General features: G+C 57.4%; 11 protein-coding genes and 2 pseudogenes. 4 read left to right on the top strand and 9 right to left on the bottom strand.

The annotated features are described in order from the left end of the window. Positions 1-31 precede the first annotated feature (31 nt). Entirely contained in the window at positions 32-280 is a 249-nt protein-coding gene (locus ELH03_RS15990; protein ID WP_128401196.1) for a hypothetical protein, read from the top strand. A 266-nt stretch (positions 281-546) separates the two neighbouring features. Here ELH03_RS15990 and ELH03_RS15985 read toward each other — a convergent pair whose 3' ends face one another. Continuing rightward, positions 547-753 carry a hypothetical protein gene (locus ELH03_RS15985; protein ID WP_032980530.1) on the bottom strand — a complete coding sequence of 69 codons (207 nt, stop codon included), beginning with the start codon at positions 751-753 and terminating at the stop codon, positions 547-549. 237 nt (positions 754-990) lie between these two features. Between ELH03_RS15985 and ELH03_RS15980 the strand changes: the two genes are divergently transcribed. Then, the gene (locus ELH03_RS15980; RefSeq protein ID WP_130766504.1) at positions 991-1,290 is read left to right on the top strand and encodes a hypothetical protein; all 300 of its coding nucleotides are present in this window, start codon (positions 991-993) and stop codon (positions 1,288-1,290) included. A 756-nt stretch (positions 1,291-2,046) separates the two neighbouring features. On the opposite strand, the gene ELH03_RS15975 is transcribed toward ELH03_RS15980, so the two are convergent. The 7 genes from ELH03_RS15975 to ELH03_RS15940 all read right to left on the bottom strand — a co-directional run bounded on the left by ELH03_RS15975 (position 2,047) and on the right by ELH03_RS15940 (position 13,566). Continuing rightward, on the bottom strand, positions 2,047-3,171 hold the full coding sequence (locus ELH03_RS15975; protein ID WP_130766503.1) for a glycosyltransferase family 2 protein: 1,125 nt from the start codon (positions 3,169-3,171) through the stop codon (positions 2,047-2,049). Then, complete coding sequence (locus ELH03_RS15970) at positions 3,168-4,922, bottom strand: ABC transporter ATP-binding protein (protein WP_128411216.1); 1,755 nt, start codon at positions 4,920-4,922, stop codon at positions 3,168-3,170. The genes ELH03_RS15975 and ELH03_RS15970 overlap by 4 nt, the downstream gene beginning before the upstream one ends. Further along, positions 4,915-5,994 carry a glycosyltransferase family 2 protein gene (locus ELH03_RS15965; RefSeq protein ID WP_128411217.1) on the bottom strand — a complete coding sequence of 360 codons (1,080 nt, stop codon included), beginning with the start codon at positions 5,992-5,994 and terminating at the stop codon, positions 4,915-4,917. The genes ELH03_RS15970 and ELH03_RS15965 overlap by 8 nt, the downstream gene beginning before the upstream one ends. Positions 5,995-6,001: 7 nt before the next feature. After that, a complete protein-coding gene (locus ELH03_RS15960; RefSeq protein WP_128411218.1) occupies positions 6,002-9,004 on the bottom strand; it encodes a trifunctional glycosyltransferase/class I SAM-dependent methyltransferase/polysaccharide deacetylase in 3,003 nt (1,000 codons plus the stop codon). Continuing rightward, on the bottom strand, positions 8,998-10,218 hold the full coding sequence (locus ELH03_RS15955) for a glycosyltransferase family 2 protein (protein WP_128411219.1): 1,221 nt from the start codon (positions 10,216-10,218) through the stop codon (positions 8,998-9,000). Before ELH03_RS15955 ends, ELH03_RS15960 begins: the two co-directional genes overlap by 7 nt. A gap of 31 nt (positions 10,219-10,249) precedes the next feature. After that, positions 10,250-11,206, bottom strand: coding sequence for an NAD-dependent epimerase/dehydratase family protein (locus tag ELH03_RS15950; protein ID WP_128401202.1), 957 nt, complete (start codon positions 11,204-11,206; stop codon positions 10,250-10,252). Between the two features lie 983 nt (positions 11,207-12,189). Beyond that, positions 12,190-13,566 (bottom strand): peptidoglycan L,D-endopeptidase MepK, encoded by a 1,377-nt coding sequence (locus ELH03_RS15940; RefSeq protein WP_245504880.1) that lies wholly within the window; start codon positions 13,564-13,566, stop codon positions 12,190-12,192. Positions 13,567-13,750: 184 nt separating this feature from the next. On the opposite strand from ELH03_RS15940, the pseudogene ELH03_RS15935 reads away from it, so the two are divergent. Together ELH03_RS15935 and ELH03_RS15930 are read left to right on the top strand one after the other, a co-directional pair. Further along, positions 13,751-13,939 (top strand): annotated as a pseudogene (locus ELH03_RS15935) (IS481 family transposase); the annotation flags it as partial. 202 nt (positions 13,940-14,141) lie between these two features. Beyond that, the gene (locus ELH03_RS15930) at positions 14,142-14,591 is read left to right on the top strand and encodes a hypothetical protein (RefSeq protein ID WP_128401205.1); all 450 of its coding nucleotides are present in this window, start codon (positions 14,142-14,144) and stop codon (positions 14,589-14,591) included. Between the two features lie 250 nt (positions 14,592-14,841). Here the strand turns inward: ELH03_RS15930 and ELH03_RS15920 are convergent. Then, positions 14,842-15,844, bottom strand: a pseudogene (locus ELH03_RS15920) (tyrosine-type recombinase/integrase). Positions 15,845-15,982: the final 138 nt, after the last annotated feature.

The raw sequence follows: 15,982 nt of genomic DNA, 5'->3' as shown, positions 1-15,982 counted from the left end.
TCATTCCCTCAATTCATTGGAGAAATGGGGCATGGGCGTGACATCGGTTGTCAAGATAAAAGCAGACCAAGGGGCAGAAGACGGTCTGGACGAACTCGTTGCATTGGCGCGGATGATTGCCTATGCGCGACAGGTCGCTCAGGATGTCAAACTGCAGTTTGCAACGAATTGCCTCGACCTTGCGCTTGAGGCGGTGAAGCAGGAGGTCGGGGAGGGCTTGACCAAGGAATTGGCCGAATTGAGCTCCCCGGTTCCGCAAGTGAGCGTGAGAAGCCATTAGGCCGGCATGCGTTCGATCGGACGCGCTGGAAACGCTCTACCACTTCAAACACATGCATAACCCCGAAAATCGGCATCGATTTTCGGGGTTATGCATGTGTTGCTGTGCAAGTTAGCGGTCAATCGAAATCCATCTATGAGCTGGCGCGAATTGTAGGTTGGGAGAAGCCCGCCTCGTTCTGGGCCGGGCGCGCGCGGAAGCGGCGGCGATTTTGGGTCTCACACATCGTGCGGACGATCGGCCGATTGACGGCCGATCCATTGACCTCAATGGGTCAAATTGCGCTTCTGGGCCAGCAGCAGAATGTAATCGTCGGCAATGTCTGCGATGGCCATTGCGACTTCGGCCGGATCGCATCCCTCGACCTTCGTATTTGTAATGAACTGATAGACCGCCTTTTCGATCTGCTTGCGGCAGATCATCACGCGCTCATCGTAACCAAATTCCGGAATCTGCGATGCCATATCACTCATCAGGTCGGCTCCCTCGCTACTTACAGTGACCATGACACAAATTATAAGTTGAGCAAGCAAATGCTTTATGAAGGGTTAATTCGCGGGCGAGGTGCGACCATTTCGACACAGGTCGGGGCTGCCGATGTAATGAATCAGGACTGTCCAACTTCGCCCAAGCATATCTCGCCAAGAGAATCGGCATTTCTTACACCGCGGGTTTTGCGTCGGTATTCCCATTGGCAAGGACAGCCTCATATGCCGGTGTTTGAAATGACAGACCGAATGCTGTTGGCTGAATTGGCCAGTCCAGATCGTATTGAATTGTATAATATCTTTATTTATCAAAGTGTTAATGTTTCATGCGGCGGTGTTGAATTGCATCGGCAACTTTTCCACGCGCGGCCAGCCCAGGACTATTGGGCCATCAGCCGTAACAACACCGCCAGTGTGCCGGCCGGTTGTCGGATCGTTGAGAACCGGGGGAGGGAAACAGCTTTCGGGAAATTTCCAGCCCTCGCGCGAAAGATAAACGCCGATGCTTGTGAAATGAGGTAACTAATTAAACCAGTATCGATAATGGAGTAGAGCAACTAAAATTTATCAAAAGGTAAAATAATGACTTTCAGATAATGGTTGTATTTATATATCGATTATAAGACGATAGAAATTATATGAAACAATAATCATTGGATGTCTTCTTCTTGGGAACGGCAGAGATAATCATAAATTTCTATTGGAAAGCAATATCAACTTTATGACGATTGCGACGTCTCCGCAATTTCATTGCGGATCTCAAAATATCCGGCGATCAATTGAAATTTTGATCGAAATATTAAGCAGGCAGAGGCGGTACTTCGACCGTCACTTGCCGATGATGCGGGTTTCTCATCAAGCCGATCTCAACAGCGTAATATTGTCATCCGAAGTAAGGTCTATCCATGCTGATGCAGCGATAACGGCGACCGCATTTGTGCAACCAGCCGAGAAGGAAAGTTGAGGACCCGCCGGGGTGGGTGACGGGTCCTCCAGTCGGAATGCCTGCGCAGTACGTCGGTATGATTGCAGTTAAATTCGACATTGTCGAAGATCATTATTGGGGTAGTTCTTTTTTTCTTTTAGATTACTCTCTTTTTTAGCAATTACTATTCTACGTCAATATAAAATTTCATAGTACAAAATAGTGAGATAGTCACCAGGCTGATGGAGAGGAAGGGGTGTCAAACCTTTGGATGTTTGACGGCGCTCGATCTCTTCGGCGCGACAATAGCGGCCGAGCGAAAAACGCCGTCGACAGCCGTTCAGCCGACAGATTCAAGCCCCCTGCAATGAGGTCGCCGCAGCGCATTCGTCAGACCGATCGATCTCAGATAAGCGGCTGAGCAATGTCTTCGTTCTGAAGCGAGACCAACCGCCGACCAAGGGCAGAAGCGGGTCTATCTCTTCGAATTTCCTCAGATTCTTTTGCTTTTGCTCCCTCGCTGGCCAGATTTTCGACAACGCCCTGCGTGCGGCTCTGTCAGATTTTGTAAAGATCAATCTGGCGAGGACGCCGGAGGCGACCATAGGGCTATGATGATAAATGTGTTTGAGCGAGGTCGCAGCGCTGGGCCAATCTTTCAAAGCGGCAAATTTTGAAAATGCATAAAGATGCGCCGACGCGCGGGCGCAGCTGACGACAAATGCCGGAAGCTGGGGATTGCGAGCGATACATCGTTCGGTCACCGCCAGAAGCGATCGCGCCATCCGCGACCTGTCTGAAGACATGGCTGCGGAATGTGAGCGATAGCCCACCAGACCCAACGGCACCGTCTCGATCTTGAAATGTTCAGCGGTGCGCAGTTCGAAATCGAAATCCTCGCATCCTCCAATCCCCTTTCTGGCATAGCTTGAATCGTAGCCGCCGATCTTGTCGACGACAGCGCGGCGAACCATGAAGCCGCTGCCATTGCCGACGAAGCGGAATACGAGATGACGGTTGAGAATGCTGTCGCGGGCGTTCAGCGACGAACCGGATCTCGTGCAATATCCTTCGGTATCGATGAAGCGGTGAAGGGCATAGACCGCGCCCCAGGCGTCCGGCAGGGGATGGAGCGCCGCAAGCATTCTTTCGACATAAGTCGGATGCCATATGTCGTCCGCATCGAGGAAGGCGATATAGGCGGATTTCGATGCTTTTATTCCGGTATTGCGGGCCGCAGCGACGCCACGGTTTTCGGTCGACAGAATCCGCATCCTTGGGTCGCCCGCGGCGAAGCGGCGACAGATCGAGACCGTGTCGTCCGTCGAACCGTCGTCGATGATGACGATTTCCAGTGCCTTGTGGGTCTGGTTGCTGACCGACTGAAGCGTGTGGGCAAGGTAGCGGCTGGCGTTATAAGCAGGGATAATGACGGCCACTTGAATGCGGGATGTGGTTGGCATCTCCATCGCTGTCACCCGAGCTTGGATGTGGGGGTGGGGGGGCGGAGATCGATCCGGTTCTTCATCAGCCTGGCCACAGCGGGCCGATGGCTAACGACGATCAGCGTTCTGCCGGTGTCTTCTTTCATCGCCGAAAACACCCGCATTTCTGTCTCTTCGTCGAGTGCGCTTGTTGCTTCGTCCAGCAGCAGGATCTGAGGCCGGCCGGCGAGCGCACGCGCCAGACCTATGCGCTGCCTTTGTCCGCCCGAAAGCCGGATCGCCTCGTCGCCCAGCCATTCATCAAAGCCATACGGCAGATCTTTGATGAATTCCGTTGCGCAGGCCACATCGGCCGCCCAGCGGATATCCTGCTCCGAGATATCGCGACGAAACCGGATGTTGTCGAGGACCGTGCCTTCCATCAGTTCAACGTCCTGGCCCGACACGGAGAGCAGTTGCAGCCAGCTGGAACGGTCGATGGTTGTCAGATCCCTGCCGTCGACTGTGATCAGCCCCTGGGTCGGCGGGTTGAGATCGAGAATCATATTGAGGATCGTGGTTTTGCCGGAGCCACTCGGCCCCGTCAGAGCCGTCGTCTCGCCTGCTCTGATTGCGAAGCTGAGATGGTGAACCGCCGGGGCGTTCGATCGCTCATAGGCGAATGAGACGTTGTGGAAGACAATCGCCTCCGCCAGGCGGCTTACCTTCTCCCCTTGCGATGCCTGCTTGATGTCATCCTTCTCCGCAAGCAGGGCCAGGACGTTTTGCAGGGACGCTTCCATCTCGTAAAGGCTGAGAATCTGGGAATCAAATCCCTTGATATGCGGCTGAAGCCTGTAGAGAAGGATCGTGGCCGAGAGCGCCGCCTTGAAATCGACCGGAAGGAATTCGGAGGACAGAATGATCGTCAGGATGACCCCGAAAGTCAGCATTTCGCTGAGAAGCGAGGTTATCGCTCCCATCCCGTCCGACCGGCGCCAGGTCTGGCCGACGTCGTTGGAAAGCGCCTCGAAGAGTTGTTGGTGGCGCTTTTCCATGCCGAAGCTTTTGACGGCCTTCAAAGTCTGCAGCGTTGTCCAGCTCAACTGTGTCAAGGCTTCCACCGCAGCCAGAGCAGAGGCACCGAGACGGCGGTAGGCACCAGCAAAGAAACCCAATACAAAATTATGGATGAAGCCGAAGGCGAGTGCCAGCAACGCGATCGGCCAGGCCATTATCAGCATGCCGACGCCGAAAATCACAATCGTACCGAAATTCACCCCCAGCCGTACCAGACTGGCATGCGCCGACGATACCGCATAGGATTCGGTCGCGATGACGTTGATCAGGTCGCTGCGCTCATAGTCTTGAAAGCGCTGGAAGGGCATGGTCAAGACCTTGGCGTAGAGGCGGTCTCGCATGCGGTCGCTAATTCGGTGGTTCACTGCGCTTGCAATGAGCGAATTGGCGCATCCCAATAAAATCCGGAACAGGATGGAGCCGATGAGGATGCCGATCAGGACAGGCTTCGAAAGACTGAGGTCGATGCCGCCAAAAATCGCTGGAAGCCATGCGACGGCGGAGCCGGAAACGGGACCTTGCTGCCCGAGAAGAAAGACGAGGCTGACCAGAAAGGTGATGCCGACCATTTCCGAGAACCCTGTGAGAATTCCCAGGACGATCATCACCGTCATCTTGAGCCGCAGCGCCGGTACGAGTTGCAGAAGCTCGCGAAATCGAGACGCAACGACCAGGTTGTAGGCTCTTGCGGGCATGGCGGAAGGCGGCTTTCGAAACCTATTCATTGTTGACCATCCGCGAAGAGGTCAGGCCAGTTGCTTCCCTGGCAGGCATGGCCGTGAAACGATCGCTAAATGCTGTTCCGGGTTGCGGAATGATCGCGCCGGCGAAGCGGGTTTTTGGCCGGGCCGGAGGTTTGCCGAGCGCGCGCTTTGCTATACCCCTGGCGTTGCGTTTCGCCTGGCGCCAGCCTTGCTGCACGCCATGGACGATTAGCTGTAAGGAGTATTTTCTTACCATCATCGGCGCCAGCTTGTTGACTTGCGCATAATCGTTGCCAAGAAACGCCTTCTTGAAATACCAGCTCGCCGTGTTGAATTCCGCTGTCCGGATATCGCGCGCAAGCTGCGGATAGCGTTCGATGATCGGGGCCATCACCAGGGCGTGGGACTTCAGCATCCGGTAGGCGTTGCTGGACATGTTTCCCTTGGTGAAGCGATAACCGGTCAGGAAATCGGGGACCAATGCGAAGGGCAGCGTCTCGGCCAAGGCCAGATAAAGTTTCAGATCTTCACATCCCTCGGCGCCGTTGTCGCGCAGGCCGGCATCGTAGCCGCCGCAGCGAAGAATCTCCACGCGCGGCATCAGGGGTGTGCTGCCATTGCCGATGAAGTTTTCCCTCAGCAGGGGTTCGAAGATGTTTCCTTGATGCATCACCGGCCGTGAATGGCCGAAAATGATTCCGTTCTCGTCGATCGCCGCATACCAGTTGTAGGCGACCCCCTGTCCGTCGGGAAATTTCCGCAGCGCCTGAAGCTGGAGCTCGATCTTGCTGGGATGCCATGTGTCATCGGCATCAACCGGGGCGATGTAGGGGCCGCGGGCCTCCTGGATGCCGCGGTTGCGCGCGCGCGCAACCCCTCCATTCTCCTGGCGGAGAACCCGTACACGGCGATCGGTCAGGCCATAGTCGCTGGCAAGTTCGAACGTACTATCCCGCGACCCGTCGTCGACCACAAGGATTTCGAGCTTGTCGTAGGACTGGCTGGAGACGCTTTGCAATGTTTCGGCAAGCGTATTCTCGGCGTTGTAAGCCGGTATGACGACGGTGATGAGAGGGGCCGCAACGCCAGTCATGGTATTGTCATCCGATATAAGCTCCCGGGAGGCCCATAAGTTCAGGGAAGGCTTCAAGAGGGTGATCGCCGCGGACTTCGAGGCGTGGCAGACCGAAAAGATTATCGGAGAAGGTGGCTTTCGCCGGCCGTGTGGTGAAGCCGACCCCGTAGCCGGCATGCGCCAGAATACCTGGAACCCTGAAGTCCGTCGCGCCATAGGGAAGCGCTATTGATTCCACGGCGGTGCCCAGTCGGCTCTGCAGCGCATTGCGCGACAGCATGGCTTCGGCCAGAAAGACTTCGTTGTCCATCGCACTGGCTGGTGTGTGGGATGCGAGGTGGGAGCCAAAGCAGATGCCCTTCTTCTGCAGCTCCTGAATGTTCGACCACGACATCAGTGGCGCAGGCTCTCCATAGGCCGAATCCCAGTCCGACCGGCCGCCGGTTTTGTCGGTCACGACGAACACCTCGGCGCTGAAATCATTCTCGGCAAGGATCGGGAAGGCGTCCGTCAGGAAATCCAGGTAAGCGTCGTCGAAGGTCAGCATGACAGGCCGGCCCTGGATCGGCTTGCCGCTGCGCAGAAGATCCGCCAGGGTCTGCGCCGTTAGGGTATAAAAACCCTGTCGCCGAAGGAACTGCATCTGCTTGCGGAAGATTTCCGGCGGGGTGCGGAAGCGTCGGAGTGCCGCGGGTCCTTGCTCTGCGATCCTGTGATACATGAGGATGGGAACCGAGGTCGTGACTTCCGTCGTCCATGCTACCTCGCGGTTGACGCCAGCCGGCCCCCAGATGATGTGTTTCGCCACATCCGCGTCCAGTGGGGTTCCATGACCCTCGATGCGCAGGACGGGATCGGCAACGGGCCCCTTTCGGAACCGGTGGATGGCGTAGAGTTCGGTCTCGATCGTCTCTTCCAGGGCCAGATCAGCTTGTGCGGCCAGAACCTGTTTGATCGTCCCGACACCGAAGGGATTGCCCCAGTCGAAGCCCGTCCGGGCGGGTTCGTCCTCTCGGATATGCGCATGAGCGGTAATCAGATAGCCGTTTGGCTTCAACGCTGCCGCCATCTTCAGGCAGGCGGCCGCAAGCATCTCCTCGTCCTTCATGTAATAAAGGACTTCGGAGCAGACGACGAGATCCTGTTCGGGCGGGAGATCTTGTCTGACGAAATCGAGAACGCGAAGCTCGACGTTTCGATGGTCACGGCAGCGCTCGACCGCCCTGTCTATTGCCCGCTGGGAAATATCGGTGGCCGTCAGCCGGCCGACCCTTCGCGCCAGCTTTTCGGTGAAAATCCCTTCGGCGCAGGCGAGTTCCAGGGCCTTCTCGATCCCTTCCGGGATCAGGTTCAACGTCTGCTCATATTTAACCTGCTCATAGACCGAGACGTAGTTCCATGGATCGGGACGTTCGAAGATATGTTCCCAGTACTCTTCTTCCGAGCGAACGGGGGGAGTGGCGTTTCTTTCCTCCGGCTGCGGGCCAGAGGGGTCTGAAAACAGTGGGGCTGGATCTCGCTCGAGATTCCGGAGGATGTCGGACAGTCGGGCGTCGTTGTCTTGTTTGTCGCTTGGCGCGGAGGCAAGGAGAGCCTTGCGTCCGAGATGCGCCAAAAGCCGTTCGAGACGTCCTCGCCGACGGCCATTCCGGATGATGAGGCCGCCGAAGGCTCTGTATCCGCGTAGCGCCTCCCTTGTCCAGGAACTGATATAGGCGAGCGTGGGCGGGGTTTGCAGATGCTCTTCGGCCTGCATCTCATGCATGATCAGCCTGATCTGCGCCCGGATCGATAGATCGCCCCAGAGCGGCCCGACAAAGGTGCCGACGTGCTGTCCGCCGGACAGGGCGTGCATGACGAGCGTGTCGGCTGGCTCGGCCTTGGGGATTCGCGAAAGCGTTTCGAGCGCGGCACTGACCACTTGGACATTGCCAAGCGCGAATGATCGCAAAGGGTTTGCGGCGGATATGTGCCAAGACACGGCCTCAATGATCTTGCGCCCAGTGCCAGGCAGGGAATTTTTCTCAATCAGCTGGATGAGCAAAAGGAACGCCGGCCGCCATTTGTCGAGCACATCAACGAGATCGTCGGCGCGATCCATAGAGAGCCCGGTCTGCAGGCCATGCAGGATTACACCGGCAAGAAAGTTTTCGTAGCCCCCAGCGTCCGGCATCTCAGGCAGAAGCGCTGCAAGGGCTGCAATATCCACCTTCGGGTCGAGCCCGGCCGACACGACCCAGGCGAGCATGCGCAGCTGGCTGACGGGGGGCGTGATCCAGCCTGTCTCCGGCCCCTCGGCCGACAAGCCTTGCTGCGTCTGCAGCGCTTGCGCCTTCGATGTCACGCGAATGGCGTCACGCACCATTTTGGTCGGATCGCCGGAGAGCGAGTCCACCTTCATGCGATAGAAAGCGAGGCATTGGTCGACGCGACGAAATTCGGCGCCGGAAAAGGCCATGCGAAGCCAGAGATCCCAGTCCTCGCAGGTCTGCAAGGTCTCATCCATGCCTCCCACGAGCTCAAAAAGGCTTCTGGGAAAGACAACCGTATGGATGGCGAGTGCACAAAAAGAGGAGAACTCACGCTTGGCGACGTCTCCCGTCAAGATGGGAGGTTGTTCTACCTGCATAAGCCTGCCGTCCGGGGCGACGCGGCGGAAGGCGCAATAGGCGATAACTGCTGGAGATGAATTCTCCGCCACTGGCTGCATGTTTTCGATGAAGGTCGGATCCAGCCAGTCGTCGGCATCCAGCATGCAGAGCAGGGGAGTGACCGCGAGGCGTGCGGCGTGGTTTCGCGCCGCGGCCGCACCCGCATTCGGCTGACGGGCGGGGAGAATGCGGCTGTCCGTGTTTGCGATGCTCTCGAGAACCTCCCAGGTGCGGTCGGTCGAGCCGTCATCGACAACGACGGCCTGCCAGTTCGATCGCGACTGCTGCTGCAGGCTGGCAAGACATTCGGCTAGCGTATCGGCTGCATTGTAGGCGGGGATGAGGAATGAAATGTCAGGCGTTGCGGCGATCACCATGCGGGCCTCTTCCATCGCCGCAGAACGTAGAGAGCGCCATTTACGCTTCCGAGCATCTCCTGCTTCAGGAAGACGTCGTGCGACGTCGTGCCTTTGCGAAGCCGTCTTCGGAGTCTTCCGGCGTAATATTTCGGAAACGAGAGCAGGATGCGCCGCAGATTGGCGTTATTTCCCGTGTTCTGATACTGGACCAGCAGGGCTGCGACATGGCCACTCATATATTGGTAGATTTGTTTGGCGAGCCCCTTCATATCCTTGCGATGAAAGTGCCAGGCGACCGCCGTCGGCTCGTAGCGGCAGACATGGCCATGATGGAGGAGCCGGTTCCAGTATTCGGAATCGCCTGAGCATCCGGCAGCGCCCATGTCCAGGCGGACATCGAACAGGCCGATCTCGTCGAAGACCTTGCGGCGGATGGCCTGACTTGCGCCGGCTCCTATCGTCCAGACCGGAGCGCCGTAACGTGTATCCCTGGTATAGAAGTCCTGATTGAAATCCTGCCGCAGATAGCCCCGGCCGAAACCCCAATGCTTTTCGAAGATAAACTGTGCCGGCGTTGCGAGTTCTCCGGGAAGGACCAACCCGGTTACGCAGGCGATCTCAGGCAGATCGAACCCCTTCATCAGGTTCTCCAGCCATCGCTCGTGGAGGACGACGTCATCGTCCGTAAATGCGACGAATTCGGTTCTCGCCGCACGAACCGCCGCATTACGCGCATAATCCAGCCCGACCCGATCTTCGCGGACATAGGTTGCGCCCGATTCCTCTACCACGCGACGCGTTGCCTCGCCTGCAGAGGCATTATCCACCACGATGATCGCGACGGGGCTGAGCGACTGTTTGGGAATCGAGGCCAGGCAACGGCGTAGTTCCTCCGGCCGGTCCTTTGTGCAAATCAGAATGCTGACGTCGCGGTTGCGCATGGGAGTTTGCGCGACTTGGCGCGCATGCTCGAGCGTCTCGGGCCGCACGACACGCTCGGCGAGTGCCGCCGCCGTCTCGGGCCTTTCGATATAGGCTTGACCTACGGGAAGACCATCCGACAGAAAGACCACGAGCCCATCGGAGACCGGGGGCGAAACGGCATCGAGGTGAGAGGTGGCGAGATCGAGATAGTGAATCGGTATGGGAAAACGTATATCCTTCAGATCGGACGGAATTGGGTCTCGCATCATCACTCTCTCAATCGCACCGTGAACATACGCCAACTGCACCCAGGACGCGAGCCTCGAAAGTCATTATGGTTTATTCTGCAGCGTGCGCCTTCATTTGGTCCCTGAACCAGTCGAGCGTCATTGCCACACCCTGTTCGTAGGTGATTTTGCACGACCATTCCGGCATGACGTAGTGCGCGTTGGTGAGATCCGGCCGTCTGTTCGTCGGGTCCTGCGGCGGTGACGGCTCGAAGACGATCGGCACGCCGCCAACGAGTCTGGAGACATATTGCGCAACCTCGAGAACCGAAATCTCGCGATCATTGCCGACGTTCAGAGGCCCCTTATAGTCGGTTTTATTCATCCAGAAATATCGTGCGAAACCATCGACAACGTCATCGACATAGCCCCAGCTGCGTGACTGAAGGCCGTCGCCGAACACGGTAATCGGCCGGCCCGAAAGCGCCTGGGTGATGAAGTTGGAGACCGCGCGACCATCGTCGGAACGTGTCCGGGGACCGTAGATGTTGAAGGGGCGAACGATCTTGACGTCGAGCCCCTGGGTGCGCTGCATCTCGAACAGCAGCGACTCCGTGCACCTTTTGCTCTCGTCGTAGGATGAGCGCGGTCCGGTGCAGTCGACCTGGCCTTTGTAGGATTCCGGCTGTGGCGACACTAGAGGATCGCCATAGACTTCGGAAGACGAGGTGAAACCGAAACGTCCGCCCTTCTTCAGCAAGTCGAGCAACCGGAACGCCCCGAGAAGATTGGCGGAGATCGTCCGCTTCGGCTCCTTCATGTACCACGGCGGTGAGGCGGGGGATGCAAGGTGATAGATTTCGTCGAATTTATCCGAGGTCTGCAGCGTCTCGACGTCGGATTTCACGAAGTGGAAACGGGGGTCCCTGATGTGGGCGATATTTTCGAAAAGCCCGGTCCAGAGGTTGTCGACAACGACCAGCTTCTGAATGTCCGTCCTCAGCAAAAGTCGATCACACATGTGGGATCCGATGAAGCCAGCCCCGCCAGAAATCAATACGCTTTTCATTGCTTCGTGCCTCGTGACTTGAGATTAAGCTACTTGTTTATTAGCATCGCCTGTAATGCATGACAATTACTTAGAAGAGTTCTAAGAAATACTCACTTATTAATGTTAATTGTTAAAAGTACCTACTTTAAGGTGTTTCTGCCGATGCCGCGCTCGATGACGAATAGTCGCGCCGGACTGGATACTACAGAGATGCTCATTGCACATCATCACGCCCCGCCCAATCTCGACTATCCGTTCCAAGAGACCAGAGAGCTGAGGTTGCCTCATCGAAAAACATGTCGCGCGGTGGAAACGGGCATCCCGAATGTGTGCAATATTTTCGAAAGGTCCGGTGCAAATATTGTCAACAACAACCAGTTTCTGGGTATCATTTTCGAAGTAGAAGGCGTCACAAAAATGCGATCCAATGAAGTCGACCCCGTTTCTCACATCGTCTCGCCTCGTTACTTGAGAATATATTATTGTTATTACAGTGAGCGACGGTTTTGTATGGGCACGAAGTCCGAGGGTTGATCGGACTTTGGTCTGAATGTCGAGCGCGCGGAAAACGACCGCCGCCGTCATTCGATTACCCAAACCTATGGCGCCTGCGCGTCTTTTCAGGCTCATGGATAAGGCCTTAACACATTGGATCTACCTTGCTTTTCCCGAGGATCGATTCCGATTTGCGGGCCGATGCGCGAGCACCGCCTGTAAGGTGCGGCAATTATTTATGAGATTCTAAAAAATACTGGTCGGCCGCGGTGCGGTCCTCCATTCTAACGCTGATACATGGAATTTCCCGCCGTCGTGGTGAGCTCGGCTATTGGTGGCGCGCAGCCTCGCGATGGTCGCATCGAGCGATAACGCCGTCTTCCCCGAAAGGCTTCTGGGACTGGCCTGCGACGCTGGTTTCTCGGGACCGCCAACCCGGTTATCATACGGTCGTTCTGGCGCTTCTGACCGGCTTCGTGCTGCGCATCAGGCCTTGATCATTGAGGTCAGCCCTCCGGGGGCGACGCAAACCGGCTCGCGTCGAACAGGTCTGTGGCGGCGACCGGAATGATATCCTTACCTGCTATCGCGGCATTGACCTCCCGATGAACCGTGCGGGGGGAAACGCGAGGCGCGTTCAATTCCATCACCTCGCCGGGAGAATGCAGCGCCCATTTCATCAGCGCCGCGTCGGACGTCGATTCAAAGAAATATGCTTCCTCCCAGGACGCGGTCATTGGCAGGGAGGCGATCATATCAGCGCCCTGCTTGGAGGCCTGGTGTGCAACACGGAGGGGTTCGAAGCGCGCGTAGCCCGGCAATGCAGGCGCCGGCCTGTCCGGAAGGACATCAATTGGGCCGATCGATGCAGTCTCCAGTTTGTCGTCCGCGCCCGCGTCGTGCTCACGGGCAGGCGGCCGCATAGCCGGTATCGGAATTGGCAAAGATGAGACATCTGGAGCGGACCGTTTGTCATCCCGCTCGACCGCGCCGGTCTGCAGCGCCAGCGCATTTAATGCCCGGCTTCGGGATGGGGGCAGAAGCGCCGTCAGGAGGTTACTGTCAGCGGTATTGCCGCTCGGCCTGGTCGAGGCTCCTGCGTCTTCGTCTTCTCCAGCGGTGCTGGCGATCTGGATCGAGGTGGGGCCGACGCGCTTCTTGTAGTTCGCAATCGCCTGATTGTATCCCGGCAGCGGCCGGCCGTCGGCCGGGAGATGCATCGTCTGCCCATTCGGGAATAGTCGAGCGAGTTCTTGCCGGGACATGCGGGGCCAGGCCCTGACATTGCCGACGTCGAGATGCACGAAGGGCGATCCCGAGGTCGGATAATATCCGACACCGCCGACCTGCATCTGCATTGCAAGCGCACGCAGCGTCGAAAGCTTCACGCCGGGAACGTAGAAGTCCATCGCCTTGCCCAGCATGTGCTGGCTCTTCTTGGCGACACCGGTGCTGCGCGAGCGGTTGCGGAGCATGTTATTGGTGGTTGGCGAACGATAGGCGGAGACGATGTGGATGTAGTCCTTGCCGCCGCTGCGCTTGTACACCTCCCAGACCAGATCGAGCAGCCGGGGATCCATCCGGGTCGGCTCGTTCCTTCGCCAGTCGCGCAGAAACCGATTGATCTGGGCGAGGCCCTTTGGATCGAACTTTCCGTCGCGCTTATAGGTAATCGTGGCCCTCTCGCCCGTATGGGTAAAGAACAGCTTCAGGGCACGATCTTCCGCCGAGGCAAATGATGCAGAGCCGACAAGTGCCGGCAGCGCAAACAGAGCCGGCAGAATGGTCTGAGCGACCAACCGTTCCGCACGCGACAGGAGCGTGGCAATTCCGCCCAAGGCCCCGCCCGATAATCCTTGCACTGGATACTTCAACACGAACAATCCCGCCCACACCAAACACTCGACGACGGGCGGGAACTCCGCATCCATCACGCTTAGTAAAGCCAGCTTATGGTCAACAAATTGCTAACGAGGGGATGCGTAAGCTTGGCGAATTGAGGATGCAGGCCCCAACCCGAGGCGAAATCGCGCCCCTGCGCCCATTCATGGGAGCCAAGCACGAATCCGCTTCCACGACTGTGACTTACTGGTGACCGATTGCAGCCACATATGCATGTACCGCAAGAGGATCAATATCTTCACAGTCATGGCCGGCCAGAGGCTCGACATCGAGGAGGTCGATGACGGCGTTTGGCTCGTCAGCTTCATGCGCTATGATCTCGGATATATCGATCTGGAGCAGAGGACTTTGTAAACCATCGACAACCGTTCGGCACAAGGTTGTCACCCATGTCTTAGGGACGTTCTGTTACCTATGTCTCCGGTATGGACAGGCAGATTTCCTGAACGATGCGGCGGACTCGGATACCCGACAAATAAGTCGCCGTTGCTCGCCCAGGCGACGCCCTGTAGTCTCGGCGTCTCACCGACAGGTCGTTAGTGAACGCAGCGATTCGATGGCCATTCTCTTCAAAACAACAATCAGCGAAAACTCGGCATTCGAGATGATCGAACGGTCACTGTCAGGCGCCTACCAATATGACGGTTACCTCAATGTCGTTAGCGATGTGGGCGAAACGGCATTGTCTTGGGGTCCGGCAATGCATGCCGAAGAGTTCAAGGCAGAGGTCAGCCAAATCCTACGGCAGACTTGGGATGCTGCCCGCTTCTGGGTCATCTATGAGCGCCGCGAAGACCGGAAGGATCCAGAAGGGACTGACATCCGCAACGCGGCATTCCGCCTGACGCGCGGATACAGCGGCGTTATCGTTGTCACGCTCAGTCTCCTTGGGAAGCTCGACAGCGCCAATGACCTGGAACTCGTCTTCGTCTGCTTCGAGCAGGATTTTCACAGGAGGAATTTTCGCGTGCGCTACGAGGGTAAGCCGTTACCAAACCAGGATTGACCTTGCTCGAAGACGTGTTGCTCACGCGCGCGACCGTTCTACGTTCGATTTGAAGGCGAGGGCAGGGGCAGGAGAACAGGGCGACCATCGCTTCGCTCATCGAGACCTGCTTATGCCGCGCGCGGCATAAGCATGTTTATGCCGACCGTCGAACTATGCCGAGTGTCTCTTCTATTGTTTGCAGCAAACCGTGCGTTCCCGGCCCGTTCGGCGGGTCGCTGTTGTTTGGCACTCGGCATAGTTCTCATGCTCAGAGGGCGTTCAGGAATTCCAGAAGCCGGTCGCTTGGTCGAAATCGCTCGGCCTTGGCGCGTTCGTACGGCTTCAGCTTTGCGAGTGCAGATTCCTTCAGTTCGAGATGTGCATGAAGATAGGTCAACGTCGTTTCCATCGCTTCGTGGCCCAACCACAGGGCAATTACGGAGCAGTCGACGCCCGCCTGCAGCAACTCCATGGCAGCAGAGTGCCGCAAGACATGGGGCGAGACCCGCTTTGAGCGAAGGGAGATGCAGTGCTCACGTGCTTTGGCGACATATTTGTTCAGCAGCGCCTGCACGCCGTCCGCGCTGAGCCTGCCACCGTGCATATTCGGAAAGAGAGCCGTTGCGCCCCCGCTTCCCTGGCTCCCTGAGCCACCGCTGGAGGGCTTGCTGTGCAACCTTCGTGAGCGGCGTACTTCGCTCTTTGCGGCCCTTGCCGACGCATTGCACATGCGCACCGCGGCCGAGCACTACCGAGTCTCGGTCGAGGTCGATGATCTCCGAGACCCGCAGCCCCGTTTGCGCGGCCAGCAATAGCAGAGTGTAATCGCGGCGTCCCAGCCACGTGTTTCGATCCGTACAGTCCAGGATCGCTTCAATCTCGGGCCTGGTTAGGAACTGAAGCTGCCGCTTGTCGCATCGCTTGCTGGGGATCGCGAGCACACGCTGAATGTGGGCGCTGTGTGCCGGCTCCTCAAACGCCGCATATCGGAAGAAAGAGCGGATGGCTGTGAGGCGGAGATTCCGGGTCCGCACCGAGGCGGATCTCTGCGTCTCAAGATCCTCCAGGAATGCGCCGATGAAAGGAGCGTCCAAATCCCGCAGCGTCAACTGGGATGGGGATCTCCCAATGCGCGTCTGTGCGAAAGCAAACAGGAGCCTGAAGGTGTCGCGATAGGAGGCGATGGTATTGGAACTTACACCTCGATGCTTCATAAGCCGATCCGTAAACCACCGCTCGATTAGCACGGGCAGGTCGTTCGTGTGTCTCATGACCGGACCTCCCAACGCTTATCCAATCGCCGTACGGCATGGTTCATCAGTTCCGGCGTGGCCGACAGATACCAATAGGTGTCGCGAACATTGGCATGGCCGAGGAAGGTTGAGAGAACGGGCAGCTCGCGTTCCACA

This window comes from Rhizobium beringeri (assembly GCF_004306515.1).
Classification (GTDB): Bacteria; Pseudomonadota; Alphaproteobacteria; order Rhizobiales; family Rhizobiaceae; genus Rhizobium; species Rhizobium beringeri.
The sequence above is the reverse complement of the archived record's forward strand: the minus strand, read 5'-3'. Positions and strand labels throughout refer to the sequence as shown.

What these genes read in the sequence shown, in the direction of transcription:
- ELH03_RS15960 (WP_128411218.1), bottom strand. Translation starts at nt 9,004, where the DNA reads ATGGTGATCGCCGCAACGCCTGACATTTCATTCCTCATCCCCGCCTAC.
- ELH03_RS15965 (WP_128411217.1), bottom strand. Translation starts at nt 5,994, where the DNA reads ATGACTGGCGTTGCGGCCCCTCTCATCACCGTCGTCATACCGGCTTAC.
- ELH03_RS15990 (WP_128401196.1), top strand. Translation starts at nt 32, where the DNA reads ATGGGCGTGACATCGGTTGTCAAGATAAAAGCAGACCAAGGGGCAGAA.
- ELH03_RS15950 (WP_128401202.1), bottom strand. Translation starts at nt 11,206, where the DNA reads ATGAAAAGCGTATTGATTTCTGGCGGGGCTGGCTTCATCGGATCCCAC.
- ELH03_RS15930 (WP_128401205.1), top strand. Translation starts at nt 14,142, where the DNA reads ATGGCCATTCTCTTCAAAACAACAATCAGCGAAAACTCGGCATTCGAG.
- ELH03_RS15980 (WP_130766504.1), top strand. Translation starts at nt 991, where the DNA reads ATGCCGGTGTTTGAAATGACAGACCGAATGCTGTTGGCTGAATTGGCC.
- ELH03_RS15985 (WP_032980530.1), bottom strand. Translation starts at nt 753, where the DNA reads ATGAGTGATATGGCATCGCAGATTCCGGAATTTGGTTACGATGAGCGC.
- ELH03_RS15970 (WP_128411216.1), bottom strand. Translation starts at nt 4,922, where the DNA reads ATGAATAGGTTTCGAAAGCCGCCTTCCGCCATGCCCGCAAGAGCCTAC.